The 20,864-nt window shown below is 73.6% G+C and carries 16 protein-coding genes; 9 read left to right on the top strand and 7 right to left on the bottom strand.

Annotation, left to right across the window (positions count from 1 at the left end):
• Positions 1–177: 177 nt before the first annotated feature.
• The 3 genes from ADL22_RS08725 to ADL22_RS08715 all read left to right on the top strand — a co-directional run bounded on the left by ADL22_RS08725 (position 178) and on the right by ADL22_RS08715 (position 4,678).
• On the top strand, positions 178–1,371 hold the full coding sequence (locus ADL22_RS08725) for a quaternary amine ABC transporter ATP-binding protein (RefSeq protein ID WP_066975446.1): 1,194 nt from the start codon (positions 178–180) through the stop codon (positions 1,369–1,371).
• Positions 1,364–3,967, top strand: a complete 2,604-nt coding sequence (locus tag ADL22_RS08720; RefSeq protein WP_066975445.1) for an ABC transporter permease/substrate binding protein — start codon at positions 1,364–1,366, stop codon at positions 3,965–3,967. Before ADL22_RS08725 ends, ADL22_RS08720 begins: the two co-directional genes overlap by 8 nt.
• A gap of 216 nt (positions 3,968–4,183) precedes the next feature.
• Positions 4,184–4,678, top strand: coding sequence for a hypothetical protein (locus ADL22_RS08715; RefSeq protein WP_234430604.1), 495 nt, complete (start codon positions 4,184–4,186; stop codon positions 4,676–4,678).
• A 552-nt stretch (positions 4,679–5,230) separates the two neighbouring features.
• Here ADL22_RS08715 and ADL22_RS08710 read toward each other — a convergent pair.
• Positions 5,231–6,337, bottom strand: coding sequence for a TDT family transporter (locus ADL22_RS08710; protein WP_066975443.1), 1,107 nt, complete (start codon positions 6,335–6,337; stop codon positions 5,231–5,233).
• Positions 6,338–6,437: 100 nt separating this feature from the next.
• Between ADL22_RS08710 and ADL22_RS08705 the strand changes: the two genes are divergently transcribed.
• On the top strand, positions 6,438–7,382 hold the full coding sequence (locus ADL22_RS08705; RefSeq protein WP_079063956.1) for a LysR family transcriptional regulator: 945 nt from the start codon (positions 6,438–6,440) through the stop codon (positions 7,380–7,382).
• A gap of 15 nt (positions 7,383–7,397) precedes the next feature.
• On the opposite strand, the gene ADL22_RS08700 is transcribed toward ADL22_RS08705, so the two are convergent.
• The gene (locus ADL22_RS08700) at positions 7,398–8,702 is read right to left on the bottom strand and encodes a uracil-xanthine permease family protein (protein ID WP_066975441.1); all 1,305 of its coding nucleotides are present in this window, start codon (positions 8,700–8,702) and stop codon (positions 7,398–7,400) included.
• Positions 8,703–8,705: 3 nt separating this feature from the next.
• Positions 8,706–9,839 (bottom strand): arylsulfotransferase family protein, encoded by a 1,134-nt coding sequence (locus ADL22_RS08695; RefSeq protein ID WP_066975439.1) that lies wholly within the window; start codon positions 9,837–9,839, stop codon positions 8,706–8,708.
• A gap of 128 nt (positions 9,840–9,967) precedes the next feature.
• Here ADL22_RS08695 and ADL22_RS08690 point away from each other — a divergent pair, with 128 nt between their 5' ends.
• On the top strand, positions 9,968–10,525 hold the full coding sequence (locus tag ADL22_RS08690; protein WP_066975437.1) for a helix-turn-helix domain-containing protein: 558 nt from the start codon (positions 9,968–9,970) through the stop codon (positions 10,523–10,525).
• 450 nt (positions 10,526–10,975) lie between these two features.
• On the opposite strand, the gene ADL22_RS08685 is transcribed toward ADL22_RS08690, so the two are convergent.
• From ADL22_RS08685 to ADL22_RS08675, 3 genes are all read right to left on the bottom strand, one after another.
• Entirely contained in the window at positions 10,976–11,674 is a 699-nt protein-coding gene (locus ADL22_RS08685) for a gamma-glutamyl-gamma-aminobutyrate hydrolase family protein (protein ID WP_066975435.1), read from the bottom strand.
• A 101-nt stretch (positions 11,675–11,775) separates the two neighbouring features.
• The gene (gene eat, locus ADL22_RS08680; RefSeq protein WP_066975433.1) at positions 11,776–13,254 is read right to left on the bottom strand and encodes an ethanolamine permease; all 1,479 of its coding nucleotides are present in this window, start codon (positions 13,252–13,254) and stop codon (positions 11,776–11,778) included.
• 132 nt (positions 13,255–13,386) lie between these two features.
• Positions 13,387–14,148 carry a FadR/GntR family transcriptional regulator gene (locus tag ADL22_RS08675; RefSeq protein WP_066975431.1) on the bottom strand — a complete coding sequence of 254 codons (762 nt, stop codon included), beginning with the start codon at positions 14,146–14,148 and terminating at the stop codon, positions 13,387–13,389.
• Between the two features lie 73 nt (positions 14,149–14,221).
• Between ADL22_RS08675 and ADL22_RS08670 the strand changes: the two genes are divergently transcribed.
• From ADL22_RS08670 to ADL22_RS08655, 4 genes are all read left to right on the top strand, one after another.
• Positions 14,222–15,589: a glutamine synthetase family protein gene (locus tag ADL22_RS08670; protein WP_066975429.1), complete on the top strand. Its 1,368-nt coding sequence runs from the start codon at positions 14,222–14,224 to the stop codon at positions 15,587–15,589.
• A gap of 8 nt (positions 15,590–15,597) precedes the next feature.
• Complete coding sequence (locus tag ADL22_RS08665) at positions 15,598–16,971, top strand: aldehyde dehydrogenase family protein (RefSeq protein WP_066975427.1); 1,374 nt, start codon at positions 15,598–15,600, stop codon at positions 16,969–16,971.
• Positions 16,972–17,003: 32 nt separating this feature from the next.
• Positions 17,004–17,804 (top strand): 3-oxoacyl-ACP reductase, encoded by an 801-nt coding sequence (locus ADL22_RS08660; protein ID WP_066975425.1) that lies wholly within the window; start codon positions 17,004–17,006, stop codon positions 17,802–17,804.
• A 98-nt stretch (positions 17,805–17,902) separates the two neighbouring features.
• Complete coding sequence (locus ADL22_RS08655; protein WP_066975424.1) at positions 17,903–19,186, top strand: haloacid dehalogenase-like hydrolase; 1,284 nt, start codon at positions 17,903–17,905, stop codon at positions 19,184–19,186.
• Between the two features lie 40 nt (positions 19,187–19,226).
• On the opposite strand, the gene ADL22_RS08650 is transcribed toward ADL22_RS08655, so the two are convergent.
• A complete protein-coding gene (locus tag ADL22_RS08650) occupies positions 19,227–20,507 on the bottom strand; it encodes an amino acid deaminase/aldolase (protein ID WP_234430603.1) in 1,281 nt (426 codons plus the stop codon).
• Between the last annotated feature and the right edge of the window lie 357 nt (positions 20,508–20,864).

The following is a 20,864-nucleotide window of genomic DNA, read 5'->3' as shown; positions in this document are numbered from 1 at the left end:
GTTCCGTTTGAGTCCGGTGAAGCCGGGCAGGCGCGCAGCCGGAGCGGACTCCGATGACTTTTCAACTTTTCACCGGTGAAGACGAGCGGAACTCGTCCCGCACCACGACCTGCCGCCCCCGCCGGTCAGGCCCCGCGGGGGCGGCAGGTCGTTTCTCGTGCGACAAGAGAGGTATATGTGTCCAGGCTGCAAGCCGAGCACCTCTACAAGGTGTTCGGCAGACGACCCGAGGACGCGGTCCGCAGACTCCAGGCCGGCGCCGGCCGCGACGAGCTGCGGTCCGAAGGCACCACCGCCGCCGTGATCGACGCCTCCATCGAGGTGGACGAAGGCCAGATCTTCGTCGTCATGGGGCTGTCCGGATCCGGCAAGTCCACGCTGCTGCGCATGCTCAACGGGCTGCTGGAGCCGACCTCGGGCGCCGTCCGCTTCGACGGCCAGGACCTCACCTCGCTCAGCGCCAAGGAGCTGCGCGCCGTCCGCTCCCGGAAGATCTCCATGGTCTTCCAGCACTTCGCGCTCTTCCCGCACCGCAGCGTGCTGGAGAACGCCGCCTACGGTCTGGAGGTCCAGGGCGTCGCGCGCGCCGAGCGGGAGCGGCGCGCGACCGAGGCCCTGGAGCTCGCCGGCCTCAAGGGCTGGGAGAAGTCCTGGCCGGACGAGCTGTCCGGCGGGATGCAGCAGCGGGTCGGCCTGGCCCGCGCGCTGGCCACCGACGCCGACCTGCTGCTGATGGACGAGTCCTTCAGCGCGCTGGACCCGCTGATCCGGCGCGATATGCAGGACCAGCTCCTCGAACTCCAGAAGACGCTGAAGAAGACCATCGTCTTCATCACCCATGACCTCAACGAGGCGATGCGGCTCGGCGACCGGATCGCGGTGATGCGCGACGGCCGGATCGTGCAGACCGGCAGCGCCGAGGACATCCTCGTCCGGCCCGCCAACGACTACGTCGCCTCCTTCATCCAGGACGTCGACCGCAGCCGGGTGCTGACCGCCGGCGCGGTGATGGCCGAGGTCGGCACCGTCCTGGGCATGACGGCCCCGGACGGCACCACGCTGGCCACCGCCGCCGACTTCCGGGCCGCCGCGCCCGCCACCGTCGGCACCGGCACCCCGCTCGCCGACCTGTTCACCGCCTGCTCGGCGGCCGGCGGCGTACCGGTCGCGGTCATCGACGAGCACGGCGAACTGGCCGGCGCGGTCACCGCCGAGCGGCTGCTGGCCGTCCTCGGCGAGCCCGGCCGTCCGCAGCCCGCCGCCGGGGTGCCGGCCCAGCCGGGACCTGCCGACCCGGCCGACGCGACCCGCCCGTCCGACGCGTCCGCGCCCGCCTCCGGGACCGAGGGGACGGTGGCCGCCGGTGCCTAGGATCCAGATAGGCAGCTGGGCGAACGACGCCGTCAACTGGCTGCGCGACAACCTCGACTGGCTGTTCAGCCTCATCACCACCGTCCTCAACGGCCTCTACAACGCCATCCACACCGTCCTCGCGGCCCCCGAGCCGCTGGTCCTGGCCGGCATCCTCGCGGTGCTCGCCTGGTGGCTGCGCGGACTGCCGGCCGCGGTGCTCACCTTCCTCGGCTTCGCGCTGATCGACTCCATCCAGCAGTGGGGACCGACCATCGAGTCGCTCTCCCTCGTCCTGGTGGCCTGCCTGATCACCGTGGTGGTCGCGGTGCCGCTGGGCATCTGGGCGGCCCGCAGCCGGGTCGTCGGCGGTGTGCTGCGCCCGGTCCTGGACCTGATGCAGACCATGCCGGCGATGGTCTACCTCATCCCCGGCATCCTCTTCTTCGGCCTCGGTGTCGTCCCCGGCATCGTCGCCACCATCGTCTTCTCCATGCCGCCCGCGGTCCGGATGACCGAACTGGGCATCCGCCAGGTCGACCAGGAACTGGTCGAGGCGGCCGAGGCGTTCGGTACGCCGCCGCGGCGCACCCTCTTCCGGGTGCAGCTGCCGCTGGCGCTGCCGACGATCATGGCCGGTATCAACCAGGTCATCATGCTCGCGCTGTCCATGGTCGTGATCGCCGGCATGGTCGGCGGCGGCGGCCTCGGCGCGTCCGTCTACAACGCCATCAGCTCGGTCAACGTCGCGCTCGGCGCCGAGGCCGGCCTCGCCGTCGTCATCCTCGCCATGTACCTGGACCGGATGACCGGCGCGCTCAACCAGCGCGTCTCGCCGCTCGGCCGGCGGGCGCTGGCCAAGGCCCAGGCGGCGCTCGGCCACTGGAAGTTCCTCCAGTGGCGGCCCGCGACCTCGGTCGCCATGGTCGGTGTCGTCGTCCTGGCGCTGCTGGCCGGCGGGATGAGCTACCTGGACCGCAACGGCGGCGCCGACGCCGGCGGCGGCAACGGCAAGCCGATCACCCTCGGCTACGTCAACTGGGACGAGGGCAAGGCCACCACGTACCTCTGGAAGGAGATCCTGGAGGAGCGCGGCTACAAGCCCAAGGTCCAGGCGCTGGAGGCCGGCCCGCTCTTCGCCGGCCAGGCCCGCGGCGATATCGACGTGCAGACCAACGCCTGGCTGCCGACCACCCACGCCGAGTACTGGAACAAGTACAAGGACAAGCTGGAGGACCTCGGCACCTGGTACGACAAGACCTCCCTGGAGATCGCCGTCCCGTCCTACGTCAAGGACGTCAAGACCCTCGACGACCTCAAGGGGAAGAGCGCCGAGTTCGGCGGGAAGATCACCGGTATCGAGCCCGGCGCCGGCGAGATGAAGCGCCTCAAGGAGAACGTCCTCCCGGCGTACGGCCTCTCCGGCGAGTACAAGGTCCAGGAGTCCAGCACCGCCTCCATGCTGAGCGAGCTGGACCGCGCCATCCACAACAAGAAGCCGATCGCCGTCACCCTGTGGTCGCCGCACTGGGCGTACGACAAGTACCAGCTCACCAAGCTCGCCGACCCCAAGGGCGCGTTCGGCTCCGGCGACGGGCTGCACATGCTCGGCCGCAAGGGCTTCGGCAAGGACATGCCCGAGGTGGCTAAGTGGATGAAGAACTTCCACCTCGACGAGAAGCAGCTCACCAGCCTGGAGAATGCCCTCAAGTCGGCCGGTGAGGGCCATGAGCAGGACGGTGTCCGCACCTGGCTGAAGAAGAACCCCGGCCTCGTCGAGAAGATCGCCCCCTCCGCGCACGCCACCTACGCCAAGGGCCAGGACGCCGGCAAGGCCCCCAACATCGGCTACCCGGCCTGGGACGAGGGCATCGCCACCGCCTACCTCTGGAAGAACGTTCTGGAGAAGCGCGGCTACCACCCCAACCTGCGCAACCTCGACGTCGGCCCGATGTGGACCGGCCTGTCCACCGGCCAGATCGACGTCGAAACCGACGGCTGGCTCCCGGTGGCCCAGAAGCAGTACTGGGACAAATACAAAAACGATCTGACCGACGTCGGCGCCTGGTACGACAAAACCTCCCTCGAAATCGCCGTCCCGTCCTATGTCAAGGACGTCAAGACCATGGACGACCTGCGGACGCACAAGGACGAGTTCAAGGGCAAGATCATCGGCATCGAGCCGGGCACCGGTGAGATGCAGCGCCTGAAGAGCACCGTGCTGCCCGCCTACGGCCTGTCGGACTTCGAGGTCACCTCGGCCGGCACCAGCGCGATGCTCGCCGAACTGGACCGCGCGTACCACAATCACGAGCCGATCGCGGTCGTCCTGTGGTCCCCGCACTGGGCGTACAGCAAGTACCAGCTCACCAAGCTCGCCGACCCCAAGGGCACCTGGGGCGCCAACAACCAGATCAAGACACTCGGCAACAAGGACTTCCCGAAGAAGTTCCCCGAGTTCCACGGCTGGCTGAAGAACTGGAAGATGACGCCCGACGAACTGGGCAGCCTGGAGAAGGCCATCCAGGACGCGGGCAAGGGGAACGAGGACAAGGGCGTCGAGAAGTGGATCGACGACCACCCGGGGATCGTCGACAAGATGGCCCCCGTCAAGTAGGCGCCCCTCCCTGCGTCTGCGCTCCGCGCCCCGCCCCGGTTTCGGCCGGCGGCGGGGCGCCGCCGTTTCGTCCCCCCGCCGTGGCCCGCGCCCCCTGCGGCCACCTGACCGGGCGCGCCTGGCTGGCCGCGCGCGGCGCCCGGTGGTTCGCTCGCCCTTGGGCCGGCGTCCGTCCCCGGCGGCCAGCGGTGGCCGCGGCCGGCCCGGGAGCTGACCGTGAAACGTGTGCGTGCGGGTGCCGCCGCGCTGTTCGGCCTCCTCGCGCCCGTCGCGGTCCTGGGGGGCGCCCCCGCCGTGGCCGCGCCTGCCGCGGCCGTGGGGGCCGCGCCCGCCGTGGCCGCGCCTGCCGCCCGGGGCGGCGCCTCGCCCGATCCGGTCGTGCCCGGTGAGCGGGTCAGCATCACCGATGGCGGGCGCTGCGGGGCCGTGCCCGGGGCCACCGCGGTCTCGGAACTGTTCGGCACCGTTGCGTTGCGGCCCGGCGCGCGGGGGATGGCCGCCGAGGTCCCGCTCGGCGAGGCGGTCGAGCCGGGGCGGTATCGCGTCACGATCGAGTGCGGACGTGGCGGTACGCGCCACCAGGACGTCGTCACGGTCGCCGAGGGCCGAGCCGAAGGCGTCGGCATGGCGCAGGCGGCCGGGGGCGCGGCCCTGTTGGCGTTGGCCGCCTTGGCGTATCTCCTCCGGAGGGGGTCCACGTCTGTGGGGTAACCCCACGTTGTTGGGTTTCCCGCCGGTCCGCTGCGCTTGGCTGGCTTCCCACGTTGTTGGCTTTCCCGCCGCGGGGGGCGTTTCGTGTGCGCCTTGCGGCGCATCGCTTGTATTCCGCTGCGCGGGGCTTTTCGGGTGCGGTGCCGGGTCTGCGGGGTGGGGGTATGCCGGACTGCTGTCGCTTTACGTCCGGCATACCCCCACCCCGCAGACCCGTCCCCTCCCGTGGGGGGTGAGTTTCCAGGCCGGCGGGGGCTGGCGTGAGTGGGTCGGTGCGGCTTGTCTCGTTGAGGGCGAGCGCCCGTGAATGACCACTGGCCGCACCGGCCCACCGTGAACGGCCCCAACGGACAGGAGAATTGACCCCCGTCGGGAGGGGACGGGTCTGCGGGGCGGGGAGTGTCCGGACGTAAAGCGACAGCAGTCCGGACACTCCCCGCCCCGCAGGCCCGGCACCGCTGCCGAACAGCCCCGCGCAGCGGACCCAAAAGGCGCCGAAGGCGCAAGCAACAGCCACCCGCACGGCGGGAAAGACAGCAACGTGGGGTGAACCTAGGCGCGCAAAGCGCCAACCGTGCGGGAGGCCGTTGTAGCGACGGCCCCGACCAGGCCCACATACAGGCCAACGGCCAACACGCTCAGGGCCGTCAGCCCCGTGTGGTGGGCGAGCCCGGCCGCGCCGGTGACGCACGTACCGAGGGGGAACGTGAAGCCCCACCAGGTCATGGCGAAGCCCATCCCGCGGCGGGCGGCGCGGACGACCATGGCCGAGGCCAGCACGAGCCACAGCAGCGCGAAGCCGAGCACCGGCACGCCGTACAGGACCGCGAAGGCGGACATCGCGTGGGCGTAGACGGGCGTGACGACGCCCGGCGCCGCGTCGGCGAGGTTCTGGACGGCGGTGGTGGACTGGCCCAGCGGGCCGAGGACGAGGAAGAGCGTCGGGGTGAGGGCGAGCGGCAGCGGGCCGTGGTGGAAGAGGCGGTGGAGGACCAGCGGGAGGACCGCGAGGGTCAGAAGGAGCGAGATGCCGAACAGGGCGTAGCAGCCCAGCAGCATGGCCTCGCGCGGCTGGCCGGCCGGCAGGTGCGGGATGAGCGCGGGGCCGAGGGCCGCGGAGACCATCGGCGGGACGAGGGGCAGCAGCCAGACGGGGGAGGCGCTGCCCTCGGGGATCCGGTGCCGGGTGACCATCAGGTACGGGATGCCGGCCGCGGCGGCCAGGCCGGTCAGGGTGCCGGCGGTCCACAGCACGGCGTCGGCGGCCACCGCGGCGGGTGCGCCGATGACGTCCCGGCCGACCGCGAGGGTGCCGCCGCCGACCGCGAGCAGGGCCATGGCCAGGCAGCCGTAGAACGGGGCGACGGCCGGGTCGAGGAGGTGGCGGCGGGCCTGGTCGCGGTGGCGGGCCCAGTGCAGGGCGCGGGCGGTGAGCAGGGTCAGCAGGAGGACCGCGGACAGGGCCCAGACCACCCGGCAGGCCACCCGGAGGCCGGGGGCGGTGAGCGGCAGCGCGGCGCCGGCGTTGGCGACGATCGCGGTGCCCATGACGGTGGCGTACCAGTTCGGGCCGAGGTCGCGGAGCGTGAGGCGGAGGCCGGGGGCGGTGCCGCCGGGGGCGGCGGGGGGCCGGGAAGGTGCGTGCGTGAGGGTGGACATGGCCCCAGCGTCGCCGGGCCCAGCCGCTCTCACCAGGGACGTTATGTCTATGGGGGCATAAGGTGGGGTTATGAGTCAGGGTGAGGGGAAGGGCGGCCCGATGGGAACGCCCCAGGCGGACGCCGAGGGCGCGGGCGGGACGCCGTTGCACCACCGGGTGCCGGACCTCGGCGCGCTGGAGCTGCTGCTCGCGGTGGCCCGGCTCGGCAGCCTGGGCCGGGCCGCCCGCGCGCAGGGCATCAGCCAGCCCGCCGCCAGCAGCCGGATCCGGGCCATGGAGCGGCAGTTGGGGGTGGCGCTGGTGGAGCGGTCGCCGCGCGGTTCGCGGCTGACCGGCGCCGGGGCGCTGGTGACGGACTGGGCGCGGCAGGTGGTGGAGGCCGCCGAGGCGTTCGACGCGGGCACCCAGGCGCTGCGCGGCCGGCGCGACTCCCGGCTGCGGGTGGCGGCCAGTATGACGATCGCCGAGTATCTGCTGCCGGGCTGGCTGGTGGCGCTGCGCGCCCAGCGCCCGGGGACGGCGGTGTCGCTGCTGGCCGGGAATTCCCGGGCGGTCGCCGAACGGCTGCTGGCGGGCGAGGCGGACCTCGGCTTCGTGGAGGGGCTGGACATCCCGGCCGGGCTGGACACCGCGGTGATCGGCCATGACCGGCTGGTCGTGGTGGCCGCCCCCGCCCACCCGTGGGCCCGGCGGCGCAGCGGGGTGACCGCCGACGAGCTGGCGGGGACACCGCTGATCCTGCGGGAGCGGGGGTCGGGAACGCGCCAGGTGCTGGACGCGGCGCTGGCCGGGGCCGGCGGGCTCGCCGCGCCGCTGCTGGAGCTGTCCTCGACCACGGCGGTGAAGTCCGCGGTGGTCAGCGAGGCCGCCCCGTCCGTCCTGAGCGAACTGGCGGTCCGCGAGGAGCTGGCCGCCCGCCGGCTGGTGGAGGTCCCGCTGCGCGGGCTGCGGCTGGGCCGCGAACTGCGCGCGGTGTGGCCGGCCGGCCAGCGCCCGGCCGGTCCGGCGCGCGATCTGCTGGGGCTGACCCGCCGCGCGGAGTGAGCGGGCGCCGGGGCGTCAGCCCGCGCCGGCGGGGGCCGTACGGCGGGCCGGGTCCAGGCGGCTGACCAGCGCGGACAGTACCGCGGCGGTCAGCGCGGCGGCCGGCACACCGCTGCCGAAGAGGGTGTGCGCCCAGCCGGGCAGCGGCGCGTAGAGCCGCGGCGCCAGGATGGGCAGCAGGCCGGCGAGGAGGGTGAGGGCGATGACGGTGGAGGCGGCGCGGTCGGCGAGGTCGGTGCGGCGCAGCATGTCGATGCCCATCGAGGCGATCACCGCGTAGATCACCAGCGCGGCGCCGCCGACGACCGGGACGGGCAGCGCGGCCAGCAGCCGGGTGACCGGCGCCAGCAGGCCGCACAGCACCAGCAGCGCCCCGGCGGCCGCGGTCACGTACCGGCTGCGGACGCCGGTGAGCCGGACGATGCCGATGTTCTCGGCGCTGGTCACCATCGTCGCGCCGCCGAACAGCCCGGCCGCGAGCGAGGCCACCGCGTCCGCCCGCGCGGTCCGCGGCACGTCCCGGGCCGGGTCCGGCGTACGGCCCACCGCCTCGCTGTTGAGCACCGTCTGACCGGTGGCCTCGGCGAGCGAGGCGAGCGCGAAGACCAGCAGCGGCAGCGAGGCCACCAGGTCGAAGTGCGGGGCGCCGTACGGCAGGAGGTGCGGCAGGGCGAGCACCGCGTCACCCGGTACGGCGCGGAACGGGGTGCCGAGCAGCGCCGCTGCGGCGGTGCCCACGGCCATGCCCAGCAGGACGGAGAGCTGGCGCCAGACGCCGCGCAGCAGTACCAGTCCCAGGGCTGTGGCCGCGATGGTGGCCAGCGCCGGGCCGGTGCCGGCGGCCGCCATCGGGGCCGCCACCGCGATCATGTTCACGCCGATCACCAGCACCGTCGCGCCCATCACCAGCGGCGGGAAGAAGCGCACGATCCGCCCGTACAGCGGCACCACCGCGAGCAGCAGGGCGCCGGCGAGCAGCACCGCGCCGGAGGCGGTGGCCGGGCCGTGCTCCCGGGCGATCTGGAGGAAGAGGGCGGCGGCCGCACCGCCGGGCAGCATCATGAACGGCAGCCGGGCGCCGATCCGCAGCACGCCGAAGGACTGCAGCAGCGCCCCGGCCCCGCACAGGACGAGGGTGGCGCTGAGCAGGGCGGCGGTGCGGCCGGGCGGCAGGTGCAGCCCGCCGGCCAGCAGGAAGACGGTCGAGACCGGCGCGGCGATCATGGCCAGAACGTGCTGGGCGGCGAACGGCAGCAGGCGGGGCAGCGGCAGCCGTTCGTCCACCGGCGCCACGGCGGGTACGGGCCCGGGGGCGGCCACCGGTCACCCCTGCCGCTTCAGCCAGGGCAGTTCCCCGGCGCTGTAGCGGTACGCCCGGAACACCGCGTTGTTCTGACTCGGGAACAGCTCGCCGACCTCCGCCTCGCGGTAGCCGCCGAACTCCGGCACGACGTACTCCCAGCACAGCAGGCCCTCGGCGGTCACCTCGAAGATCCGGCCGGCGGGGGAGTCGGTGACCAGGGTGTTGCCGTTCGGCAGCCGCTGGGCGCTGCCCATGAACGGCGCGAAGAACGCCTCCCGCGCCGGGTCGTGGTACTCCCAGACCACCGCGCCGGTGGCCCGGTCCACCTCGATGACGCGGGAGTAGGGGACGTCGCAGCCGGGCCGGAAGACGCCGTTGTCGAAGATCAGGAAGTTGCCGTTGGCCAGCTCGGTGGGGTGGTGCTGCTGGGAGACCAGGCCCGGCTCGGTGCGCCAGAGCACCTCGCCGGTCGCCCGGCTGATGACGAGCACCGCGGAGGCGCTGCGCAGACTGGCCAGGACGTTGCCGTCGGCCAGCGGCAGCACGGAGTTGATCAGCGGCCAGTGCTCGCGGGAGTACGCGGGGTGCAGCGCGTAGGCGTCCGGGTCGAGGTGGTCGGCGGCGTTCCAGGACCACAGCACCTCGCCGTCCGGGCCGACCTCGCGGATGGTGTCCGCGTAGACCGTGCCGTCCGGCTCGGACCCGGGGACGCCGCCGCGCACCGCCGCCGCCCGGGCGCCGGTCAGCGGCTCCAGCGCGGTGTACAGGATCCGCCCGTCGCCGTAGTGATGGGCGTCGTGGTGCTGGAGCGGATCGGTGAACGAGCGCAGCACCGTGCCGTCCGGGGCGATCTCCTGCATCAGCCCGCCGCGGTACTTGTGCCACATCGGGAAGAGCGCGTCCTGGTCCGGCAGGGTGGCGTTGTAGGCGAGGTTCCCGTTGGGCAGGATCCGGGCGTGCCGCCCGGGGCGGTGCGGCAGGTCCCAGCGGTGGACGACGGTGCCGTGCAGATCCACCAGCAGGACCCGGCCGCCGCCGGTCAGCGGGGCGTAGAGCGTGTAGCCGTCGAAGGCGGCGGCGGGATCGAGCGCGATCAGCCCGGTGCCGCGGCGGCGGCGTGTGTTTTGATCGACTGCGTACGTGCCGGAGGCCATACCGGATTTCCCCTCGTCAAACGGGTGTTGTCAAACTTTGTTTGATGGGATCAAACAGCGTAGACGCTAGGGCCGGTGTGTTGCGGGGCTGTGAACGGCGCGATAAACCAGCGCGGGGAGGAGACGGGATGAGCGGGTCCGAGGGCGCGGCGGAGGCGCCGCGGGTGGGGGCGGCGGTCCGGCGGCGGCGCCGCGCCCGGGAACTGACACTGGCCGAACTGGCCCGCGCCACCGGGCTGTCCGCGCCGTTCCTCAGCCAGATCGAGAACGACCGCGCGCGGCCCAGCATGCGGTCGCTCCAGCTGATCGCGGACGCCCTGGAGACCACCGCCGTGCGGCTGCTCGCCGCCGCCGATGGCTCGCGCCGCGCGGTCGATGTGGTGCGGGCCGACTCCGCGGCGGTCCCCGAGGACGACGCCGGCGGCCGGGTCCGCCCGCTGGTCCGCGGGCAGCGGCAGTTGCACGCCCTGGAGTTCACCGGCCGCCATGACTGGCAGCGGCAATTCCGCCATCCGCACGACGAGTTGATGTACGTCGTCGCGGGTGCGGTGGAGGCGGAAGCGGATGGCTGCCGCTATGAGCTCGGGCCCGGCGATACGTTGTATTGCGCCGGCGGGGTCACGCATCGCTGGCGCGCGGTGGCGCCGGGGAGCCGGGTTTTGTTGGTCGGCGTTGCCGATGGCTGACGCCTGGCCTCCCACGTTGTTGGCTTTCCCGCCGCGGGGGTCGTTTCGTGTGCGCCTGCGGCGCATTGCTTGTATTCCGCTGCGCGGGGCTTTTCGGGGTGCGGTGCCGGGTCTCCGGGGGTGGGTGAGTTTCCAGGCCGGTGGGGGCTGGCGTGGGTGGGTCGGTGCGAGTCGTGTGTTGCGGGTGAGCGCCCGCCGACCGACCACGGCCCGCAGGGGCCCACCGGGACCAGGCCCAACTGACCGTTTAATTGACCCCCCTCGGGAGGGGACGGGTCTGCGGGGTGGGGGTATGCCGGACGTAAAGCGAAGCAGTCCGGCATACCCCCACCCCGCAGGCCCGGCACCGCGGCCGAAACGCCCCGCGCAGCGGAATCAAGCGATGCGCCGCAAGGCGCACACGAAACGCACCCCGCGGCGGGGCACCCGCCAACGTGGGAGGGGACGGCGCTACGCCGGCGTCGTACGGGCCGCCGACACGAGCGCGTCCATGACCCTGGTGTCCTCCCCCGCCTCGGGATGCCACTGCACGGCAAACGCCGGGGCCCCCGGCAACTCGACGGCCTCGACCGTGCCGTCCGCCGCATGCGCCGAGGCGACCAGCCCCCGCCCGAGGCGATCCACCGCCTGATGGTGGTACGTCGGCACCGACACCGGCCCCGGCAGCGCCGAGGCCAGCAGCGTGCCCGGCACGGGCGTGATCTCGTGGCGGGCGAAGGCGCCGGGCGGGCCGGAATGGCCCTCCACGTGCTGGACGAGCGTGCCGCCGAGGGCGACGTTCAGCAGCTGGAGGCCGCGGCAGATGCCCAGCAGCGGGACCCGGGCCGTCAACGCGGCCTCGATCAGGGCGAGTTCCCAGGCGTCCCGGTCCGGGGCGGGCGGCCCGGTGCGGGGGTCCGGCTCGGCGCCGTAGCGCTCGGGGGCGATGTCCGCGCCGCCGGCGATCACCAGGCCGTCCAGCCGGGCGACGGTCGCCGCGGCGGTGTCCGGGTCGCCGGGCGGCAGCAGCGCGGGCAGGCCGCCCGCCCGGCGCACCAGCCGCGGGTAGCCGGCCGGCACCAGCGCGGCGGGCAGCGTCCACACGCCCCACCGGGCCTCCTCCTGGTAGGTGCTGATGCCGATCAGCGGCGGCGGGGTGGAGCGGGACATGGCGGGGGACCTCCTGAGGTGCGGTGGGTGAGGGGTGCGGCCTTACGGGCCGGGGCGTACGGGCGGTGCGGCGCAAAGACGCGGCGGCACGCCGCCCCGGCTCAGCCGCGTTCGAGCTCGGCCTCCGCGGCGGCCAGCGCCGCGAACTCCTCCTCCGGTGCGGCGGCCACCAGCCGGTGGCGGGAGTAGCAGGCGAAGTAGGCCAGGGCCAGCGCGTAGACGCCGAGCGCGATGCACGCGGCGGTGACGTCCACCAGGAACGTCGCCACCAGCGCCGAGCAGGCCAGGACGAAGGCGGTGGCCGAGGTCAGCATGCCGCCGGGGGTGCGGTACGGGCGGTGGAGGGCGGGTTCGCGGCGGCGCAGGACCAGGTGGGAGAGGGCCATCAGGGCGTAGGAGATGGTGGCGCCGAAGACGGCGGTGTTGAGCATGCGGGCGCCGTCGCCGGTGGCCGCGGCGAGTCCGAAGCCGAGCGCGCCGGGGACCAGCAGCCCCAGGTAGGGCGCCTTGCGGCGGCTGGTCAGGGAGAGGAAGCGGGGGAGGTAGCCGGCCCGGGAGAGCGCGAAGAGCTGCCGGGAGCCGGCGAAGATGAGGGAGAAGAAGGAGGCGACGAGACCGGCCAGGCCGGCGTAGTTGACGATCCGGCTGACGGTGGTCGGGGTGCCGTGCGGCTGGAGCGCCTGGACGAGCGGGTCGCCGGCGGACTGGATCGCGGCCGAGCCGCGCGCCCCGGTGGCGGTGATGAAGGTGACCAGCGCGAGCAGCAGCAGGACGCCCATCGCGGCGGCCATCGCGCGGGGCAGCGAGCGGGCCGGGTCCTTGGTCTCCTCGGCCGCCAGCGGGACGCCCTCGACGCCCAGGAAGAACCACATGCCGAAGGGGAACGCCGCCCAGATGCCCAGCACGCCGAACGGCAGCCAGGAATTCGCCCCGAAGGCACCGGACTTGACCGGGATGTCGTTGAGGGCGTCCACGTGGAAGTCGGTGAGCGCGGCGGCGGCGAAGACCAGCAGTGCGGCGACCGCCACGGCGGTGACGGCCAGGCTGAACCGCAGCGCCTCGCCCACGCCCCACAGGTGGATCCCGATGAAGATCACGAAGCAGGCGAGGTAGACGGGCCAGCCGGAGTGCAGACCGAACAGCCCGAGCGACTGCACGTAATCGCCGATGAAGATGGAGATCGCGGCCGGCGCCAGGACGTACTCGATCAGGATCGCGGTGCCGGTCAGGAAGCCGCCCCAGGTGCCCAGCGCGCGCCGGGCGAAGCCGTAGCCGCCGCCCGCGGTGGGCAGGATCGAGGCCAGTTCGGCCAGTGCGAAGACCAGGCAGGTGTACATGAGTCCCATGAGGACCGCGGCGATGGCCAGGCCGCCGAAGCCGCCGTGCGCCAGGCCGTTGTTCCAGCCGGAGAAGTCGCCGGAGACGACGTAGGCGACACCCAGGCCGGTCAGCAGCAGCGGGCCGGCGCTGCCGCGGCGCAGCGTCCGCCGCTCCAGGTAGGCGTCGCCGGTGCCGTCCGGCGGGCCGCCGTCCGGGGACGCGGCGGTCGATGCGGTCTGCGCACGGGTGCTGTCGGCCATGAGCCGCTCCTGCCTCGCGGGGACAACCGGAGTAAAGGTTTAGCCGCACACCTTTGCTGGCCGGGGCGCTCAGCGCAAGACCCGTGCGTAAAACACTCGTTACGGGGGCGGGCGGCGCGGGACGGGTCCCGCCTACCGGGCGCCGTCGCCGCGCCGGGCGGCCGGCTCCGCCGGTCCGGACAGGAAGCCGCGCAGCAGCGCCGCGGTGCCGCAGCAGTGCTCCCGCATCACCTCGCGCGCCCCGTCCGCGTCGCCCTCCAGTACCGCCTCCACCAGCGCGCCGTGCTGGGTCTGCGAGTGCTCCAGATTGCGCACCAGCAGCGGGATGCAGTCCAGCAGGTCGTTGACGCGCGCCCGGACCGCGGCGTACTGGGCGGCCAGCGACGGCGACCCGGACAGCTCGGCCAGCGTCAGGTGCAGCAGCGTGTCGCGCCGCCGGTAGTCGGCCAGCGGCGCGTCCTGGGTCGCGGCCAGCGCGGCCCGCAGCCGTTCCGCCTGGTCATCGGTGAGCCCGTGCGCCGCGCACAGTCCGGCCGCACCGACCTCCAGCACCTCCCGGAAGCGCAGGATGTCCTCCACGTCGGTCCGCCCGACCCGGCGCCGCAGCTCCGCCTCGTCCGGGCTGTCGGTGCGCACCCGGACGAACGTGCCGCCGTAGCGGCCGCGCCGGCTCTCCACCAGGCCCTCGTCCTGGAGGACCTTGAGCACCTCGCGCAGCGTGACCCGGCTGATCTGGAGCCGTTCCGCCAACTCCCGCTCGGCGGGCAGCCGTTCGCCCTGCGGTACGAGTCCGAGCCGGACGACCTGGAGTATCTGCTCCAGCGCCTCCTCGAAGCCGTTGCCCGCGCGGACCGGCCGCAGCACCGGAGCCAGCCGGTCGGCCGCACCGTCCATCGGAACCCCTTCCCAATCAATGGTCCGTGTGGCTACCTTATGGCCTCCGGATGCAGCGACAGGAGGCACCACCGTGGCAGACCGCACGCCCCCGCTCGCCGTCGAGGAGCTCACCGCCCTCGTCGACCGCGGGGAGATCGACACTGTCGTCCTCGCCTTCACCGATATGCAAGGCAGGCTCCAGGGCAAGCGGTTCGCCGCCCGCTACTTCCTCGACACCGTCCTCGACCACGGCACGGAGGGCTGCAACTACCTCCTCGCCGTCGATGTGGACCTCAACACCGTCGACGGCTACGCGATGGCCTCCTGGGAGCGCGGCTACGGCGACTTCGCCCTGCACGGCGATCCCGCCACCCTCCGCCGCACCCCCTGGAACCCCGGCACCGCGCTGATCACCGCCGATCTCGCCTGGCACGACGGCACCCCGGTCGCCGCCTCCCCCCGGCAGATCCTGCGCCGCCAGCTCGACCGGCTCGCCGAGCACGGCTGGACCGCGTACGCCGGCACCGAGCTGGAGTTCATGGTCTTCAAGGACAGCTACGAGGACGCCTGGTCCCGCGGCTACCGGCAGATGACGCCGGCCAACCAGTGGAACGGCGACTACTCCGTCCTGGGCACCGGCCGCGTCGAACCGCTGCTGCGCCGGATCCGCAACGAGATGGGCGCGGCCGGGATGACCGTGGAGTCCGCCAAGGGCGAGTGCAACCTCGGCCAGCACGAGATCGTGTTCGTCTACGACGAGGCGCTCACCACCTGCGACCAGCACAGCGTCTACAAGACCGGCGCCAAGGAGATCGCCGCCCAGGAGGGCATGGCGCTCACCTTCATGGCCAAGTACGACGAGCGCGAGGGCAATTCCTGTCATATCCACCTCTCGCTCCGCGATGAGCAGGGCCGCCCGGTCCTGGCCGGCGACGACGACCCGTACGGCATGTCCCGGACCATGCGGCACTTCCTCGCCGGGCAGCTCGCCGCGCTGCGCGAGTTCACCCTGCTCTACGCGCCCAACATCAACTCCTACAAGCGGTTCCGCCCCGGCTCGTTCGCGCCCACCGCGGTCGCCTGGGGCCCGGACAACCGCACCTGCGCCCTGCGGGTGGTCGGCCGCGGACCCGCCCACCGCCTGGAGAACCGCCTCCCCGGCGGCGATGTGAACCCCTACCTCGCGGTCGCCGGGATGGTCGCGGCCGGGCTGTACGGCATAGAACACGAGCTGGAGCTCCCGGACGCCACCACCGGCAACGCCTACACCGCCGGCGCCGCGCACGTCCCCACCACCCTCCGCGAGGCCGCCGAGCTGTGGGAGCGCAGCGAGATCGCCCGCGCCGCCTTCGGCGACGAGGTCGTCGACCACTACCGCCACATGGCCCGCGTCGAACAGGACGCCTACGACGCGGCCGTCACGGACTGGGAGCGCTTCCGCTCCTTCGAGCGCATGTGAGGAACGCCGTGCTGCAAGAGCTGACCATCCTCAACCCGGCGACCGAGGAGGTGGTGGCCACCGTCCCCACCACCCCGCCCGACGCGGTCGACGCGGCCGTCCGCCGGGCCGCCGCCGCCCAGCAGGCGTGGGCCGCGGTGGCGCCCGGCGACCGGGCCCGGCTGCTGCGTCGCTTCGCCGACGCCGTGGACGAGCGGATCGAACCGCTCGCCCAGCTGGAGCTGCGGGAGGCCGGGCACCCGATCGGCAACGCCCGCTGGGAGGCCGGCAACGTCCGCGATCTGCTGCACTACGCCGCCGGGGGAGTGGAGCGCCTGACCGGCACCCAGATCCCGGTCGCGGGCGGTCTGAACCTCACCGTCCAGGAACCGCTCGGCGTGGTCGCCGTCATCGCCCCCTGGAACTTCCCGATGCCGATCGCCGCCTGGGGCACCGCCCCCGCCCTCGCGGCCGGCAACGCCGTCCTGCTCAAACCCGCCGAGACCACCCCGCTCACCGCCCTGCGCCTGGCCGAACTCGCCCTGGAGGCCGGGCTGCCCGAGGGCCTGTTCCAGGTGCTGCCCGGCGAGGGCCCGGTCACCGGCAGCGCCCTGGTCGACCACCCCGGCGTCGCCAAGGTCGTCTTCACCGGCTCCACCGCCACCGGCCGCCGGATCGCCGCCCAGTGCGCGGCGCAAACGAAGCGGCTCACCCTCGAACTCGGCGGCAAGAGCCCGAACATCGTCTTCGCCGACGCCGACCTCGAGGCCGCCGCGGCCGCCGCCCCCGGCTCGTTCCTCGACAACACCGGCCAGGACTGCTGCGCCCGCAGCCGCATCCTCGTCCAGCGCACCGTCTACGACCGCTTCCTGGAGCTGCTGGAGCCCGCGGTCAAGGCGTTCACCGCCGGCGACCCCGCCGACCCCGCCACGCGGATGGGCCCGCTGATCTCCGCCGCCCAGCGCGACCGGGTCCGCTCCTACGTCACCGAGGACGCCCCGGCCGCCATCCGCGGCGACGCCCCGGCCGGCAAGGGCTTCTGGTACCCGGCCACCGTCCTGGAGGGCCGCCCCGGCGACCGCACCGCCGTCGAGGAGATCTTCGGCCCGGTCGCCGTCGTCCTCCCCTTCGAGGACGAGGCCGACGCCGTCCGGCTCGCCAACGCCACCGACTACGGCCTGTCCGGCTCGCTGTGGACCCGCGACGTGGGCCGCGCGCTGCGCGTCTCGCGGGCCGTCGCGGCCGGCAACCTCTCGGTCAACTCCCACAGCAGCGTCCGCTACTGGACCCCGTTCGGCGGCTTCAAGCAGTCCGGACTGGGCCGCGAACTGGGCCCGGACGCGCTGAGGGCCTTCACCGAGACCAAGAACATCTTCATCGCCACCGAGCCGTCCGGCTCGTGAACCCGCACCGCACCCCGCACCGAGGAGAGCACGTGACCGACCAGACCGCCGTCTGCCGCCGCCTCGCCGGCCGTACCGCCGTGATCACCGGTGCCGGCAGCGGCATCGGCCTGGCCACCGCCCGCCGGCTGGCCTCCGAAGGCGCCAACGTCGTCTGCGCCGATATCGACGAGAGCGCCGGCAAGGCCGCCGCGGAAGAGGTCGGCGGCACCTTCGTCCAGGTCGACGTCACCGACGCCGAGCAGGTCGAGGCGCTGTACCGCACCGCCTTCGAGACCTACGGCTCGGTGGACATCGCGTTCAACAACGCCGGGATCTCCCCGCCCGACGACGACTCCATCCTCACCACCGGCCTGGACGCCTGGAAGCGCGTCCAGGAGGTCAACCTCACCTCGGTCTACCTCTGCTGCAAGCACGCGCTGCCCTACATGCGGCGGCAGTTCGAGCAGACCGGGCGCGGCGGCTCGATCATCAACACCGCCTCCTTCGTCGCCGTGATGGGCGCCGCCACCTCGCAGATCAGCTACACCGCCTCCAAGGGCGGCGTACTGGCGATGTCCCGCGAACTGGGCGTGCAGTTCGCCCGCGAGGGCATCCGGGTCAACGCGCTGTGCCCCGGCCCGGTCAACACCCCGCTGCTGAAGGAGCTGTTCGCCAAGGACCCCGAGCGGGCCGCGCGCCGCCTGGTGCACGTCCCGGCCGGGCGGTTCGCCGAGCCGGAGGAGATCGCCGCCGCGGTCGCCTTCCTCGCCAGCGACGACTCCTCGTTCGTCAACGCCGCCGAATTCCTGGTCGACGGCGGCATCGCCGGAGCCTACGTCACCCCCGTGTAAGCCCCGGCGGGCCCCCTGTAGGCTCCAAGATCAACATCGGGACCGGCACCACCGCGTGCCGGTCCCGGCGTGCTTCCCCCCTGACCACGGAGGAATCCATGACCGCACCCACCCGGCGGCTGCTCGCCCTCGGCCTCGCCGGCGCCGCCGCCCTCGCCGCCCTCACGGCCACCGCGCCCGCCACTGCCGCCACCCCGGCCCCGGCCCGCGCCCACTGCCCGCAGCTCTCCAAGGACCTGCCCTGGTACGGCGACAACCGCGCCAGACTCCAGAAGATGATCGACGAGCGCGGCAGCTGTTCCGGACGACACGGCGGCCCCCGCCCGGTCGCCGCCTTCGACTGGGACAACACCGTCGTCAAGAACGACATCTCCGACGCCACGCTGGCCTGGATGCTCCGGAACGACAAGCTGCCCCGGCCCGCGAGCTGGCGCGACACCAGCCCCTGGCTGACCCCCGCCGCCGACCGCGCGCTGACCCGCGCCTGCGGCACCGGCCCGGCCGGCCGCCCGCTGCCCACGTCCACCAACACCGCCTGCGCCGACGAACTCATGGAGATCCGCGGCAACGCCCGGACGATGAGCGGCGCCGAAGCCTTCGCCGGCGACTGGAACCACCGCCGCACCGTCCCCGAATACGCCTGGGTGCCCCAGCTGTTCGCCGGTCTGAAGCCCGCCACCCTCACCGCGTACGCCAAGGCCGCCCGTGCCGAGAACCTCGCCGCGCCGGTCGGCGCCGTGCAGACCGTCGGCACCCACAAGCTGGCCGGCTACATCCGCTACTACCCCCAGCAGAAGGACCTGATCCGCACCCTGAAGGCGGCCGGCTTCGACGTCTACATCGTCTCCGCGTCCTCCGAGACCGTCGCCGAGGCGTGGTCCGGCGGCGTCGGCCTGGACGCCGCGCACACCCTCGGCATCCGCAACCGCGTCCGGCACGGCCGGCTCACCACCACCATCGCCGGCTGCGGCGACGTCAAGGACGGCCAGGGCGCGGTGATCCCGTACATCGACGGCAAGCGCTGCTGGATCAACCAGGAGATCTACGGCATCAAGGGCGCCGAGGCGTGGCGCAAGCAGGACCCCGCGCACCGCATCGCGCTCGGCGGCGGCGACGCCACCACCGACGTCACCTTCGTCGGCGACGCCACCGGCGCCCACCTGGCCATCAACCGCAACAAGGACGAGCTGATGTGCCGCGGCTACGACAACGCCGACGGCCGCTGGGTGGTCAACCCGATGTTCATCGACCCGCTGCCCCGCAAGTCCGGCGCCTACCCCTGCGCCACCAAGGGCTACACCAACACCGACGGCACCCTCGGCCCGGTCCGCCGCCCGGACGGCACCGTCGTCCCCGACCAGCGGGACCGCGTCCACGGCTGAGGCGTCCTCGGCCGGTCCCGGGGTGGGGGTCGCGCACTCCTTACAGGAAGGTGCGGCCCTCGCCCCGGTACGTCGGCACCGTCGCCACCACCCGTTCCCCCTCGACCAGATGCAGCCGTGCGAACCGCTCGCACAGCTCCCCGGCCTTGGCGTGCCGGAACCACACCTTGTCGCCGATCGCCAGCCCGTCCGCCGCCGCCCCCAGCAGCGGCGTCTGCACCTCGCCCGGCCCCTCCTGCGGGTCGTAGCGCAGCCCGGCCGGCAGATACGGCTCCGGCAGCCGGTCCGCGCCCGCCACCCCCGACGCCGGATAGCCGCCGCCCAGGACCGTCACCACCCCGGGCCCCGGCCGCCGCACCACCGGCTGCGCGAACAGCGCCGCCGGCCGCCCGCTGAACGACCGGAAGTTGTCGAACAGCCGCGGTACGTACAGCCCCGAACCGGCCGCGACCTCGGTGACCGCCGCCTCCGCCGCGGTGTGCTGCACACTGCCCGTGCCGCCGCCGTTGACGAACGCCAGCCGCGGCGCGACCGCGCGCACCGCCCGCACCGCCTCCCAGCGCCGCCGCGCCAGCTCCTTCCGCGCCGCCGCCTGCATCATCCGGATCGCCCGCGACCGCACCGGCCGCCCGGCGACCTCGTCGCCCACCCCCGCCACATGCCCCTCGTACGCCATCAGCCCCACCAGCCGGAACCCGCGGCGCCGCACCACCGTCCGGGCCAGCGCGGCCAGCGCCTCCGGGTCCCGCAGCGGCGACCGCCGGGCCCCGATCCGCACCCGGCCGCCGCCCGCCCGCAGCGAGGTGTCCAGCTCCAGGCAGATCCGTATCTCCGCGCCGCTGCCCGGTCCGCCGGGGCGCGCGGCGTCGATCAGGTCCAGCTGCGCCGGGTCGTCGGCCATCACCGTCACCGCCGCCGCGAGCCCCGGATCGCCCGCCAGCTCCGCGAACCCGGCCCGGTCCGCCGACGGATACGCCAGCAGCACGTCCTCGAAGCCCGACCGGGCCAGCCACAGCGACTCGGCCAGCGTGAAGCTCATGATCCCCGCGAAGCCGTCCCGCGCCAGCACCCGCTCCAGCAGCGCCCGGCAGCGCACCGACTTGCTCGCCACCCGGATCGGCTTGCCCTTCGCCCGGCGCACCAGGTCGTCGGCGTTGGCGTCGAACGCGGCCAGGTCGACGACCGCCAGCGGCGCGTCGAGGTGCGCGGTGGCCCGGTCGAGCGCGGTACGGCCCGGGGGGACCGGGGCCGCGGCATCCGGTCCGAGGACCCGGGGACGCTCGGCACTCGCGGACACCGCCATGGGGGGTTTCAGGGACATGGCCCGCAGCCTGCCAGACACCTCTACCGCTGGGTAGGGGGACGAACCGCACCGGAACCGGCGGCCACCCGCCCGGGGTTGGAGCGCCGGCCGGGCCAGCCCTTACAGTGGCTCGACACCGCAACCAGCAGGTCAGCGGCGTGATGTCCGGATACGAGCCACCCTGCCCCGATTGTCGTCGGGTCCGGGGCACACCGTGCGAGGGGGAGCGCTGGTGAGCGCCGACGCCGATTACGCCGATGCTCCGCGCATCCCACCGATACCCCCGCGGCCACCGCACCGCCCCGCCGACCCCCCGACCGACGAGGACCCCAACACCACCGTCCTCCGCCCGGTCCCCGCCGACCCCGCCGACCG

It is taken from the genome of Streptomyces sp. NRRL F-4489, assembly GCF_001509485.1.
GTDB lineage: Bacteria > Actinomycetota > Actinomycetes > Streptomycetales > Streptomycetaceae > Streptomyces.
Note: the sequence above shows the minus strand (reverse complement) of the source record. Positions and strands in the feature narration are given on the sequence as shown.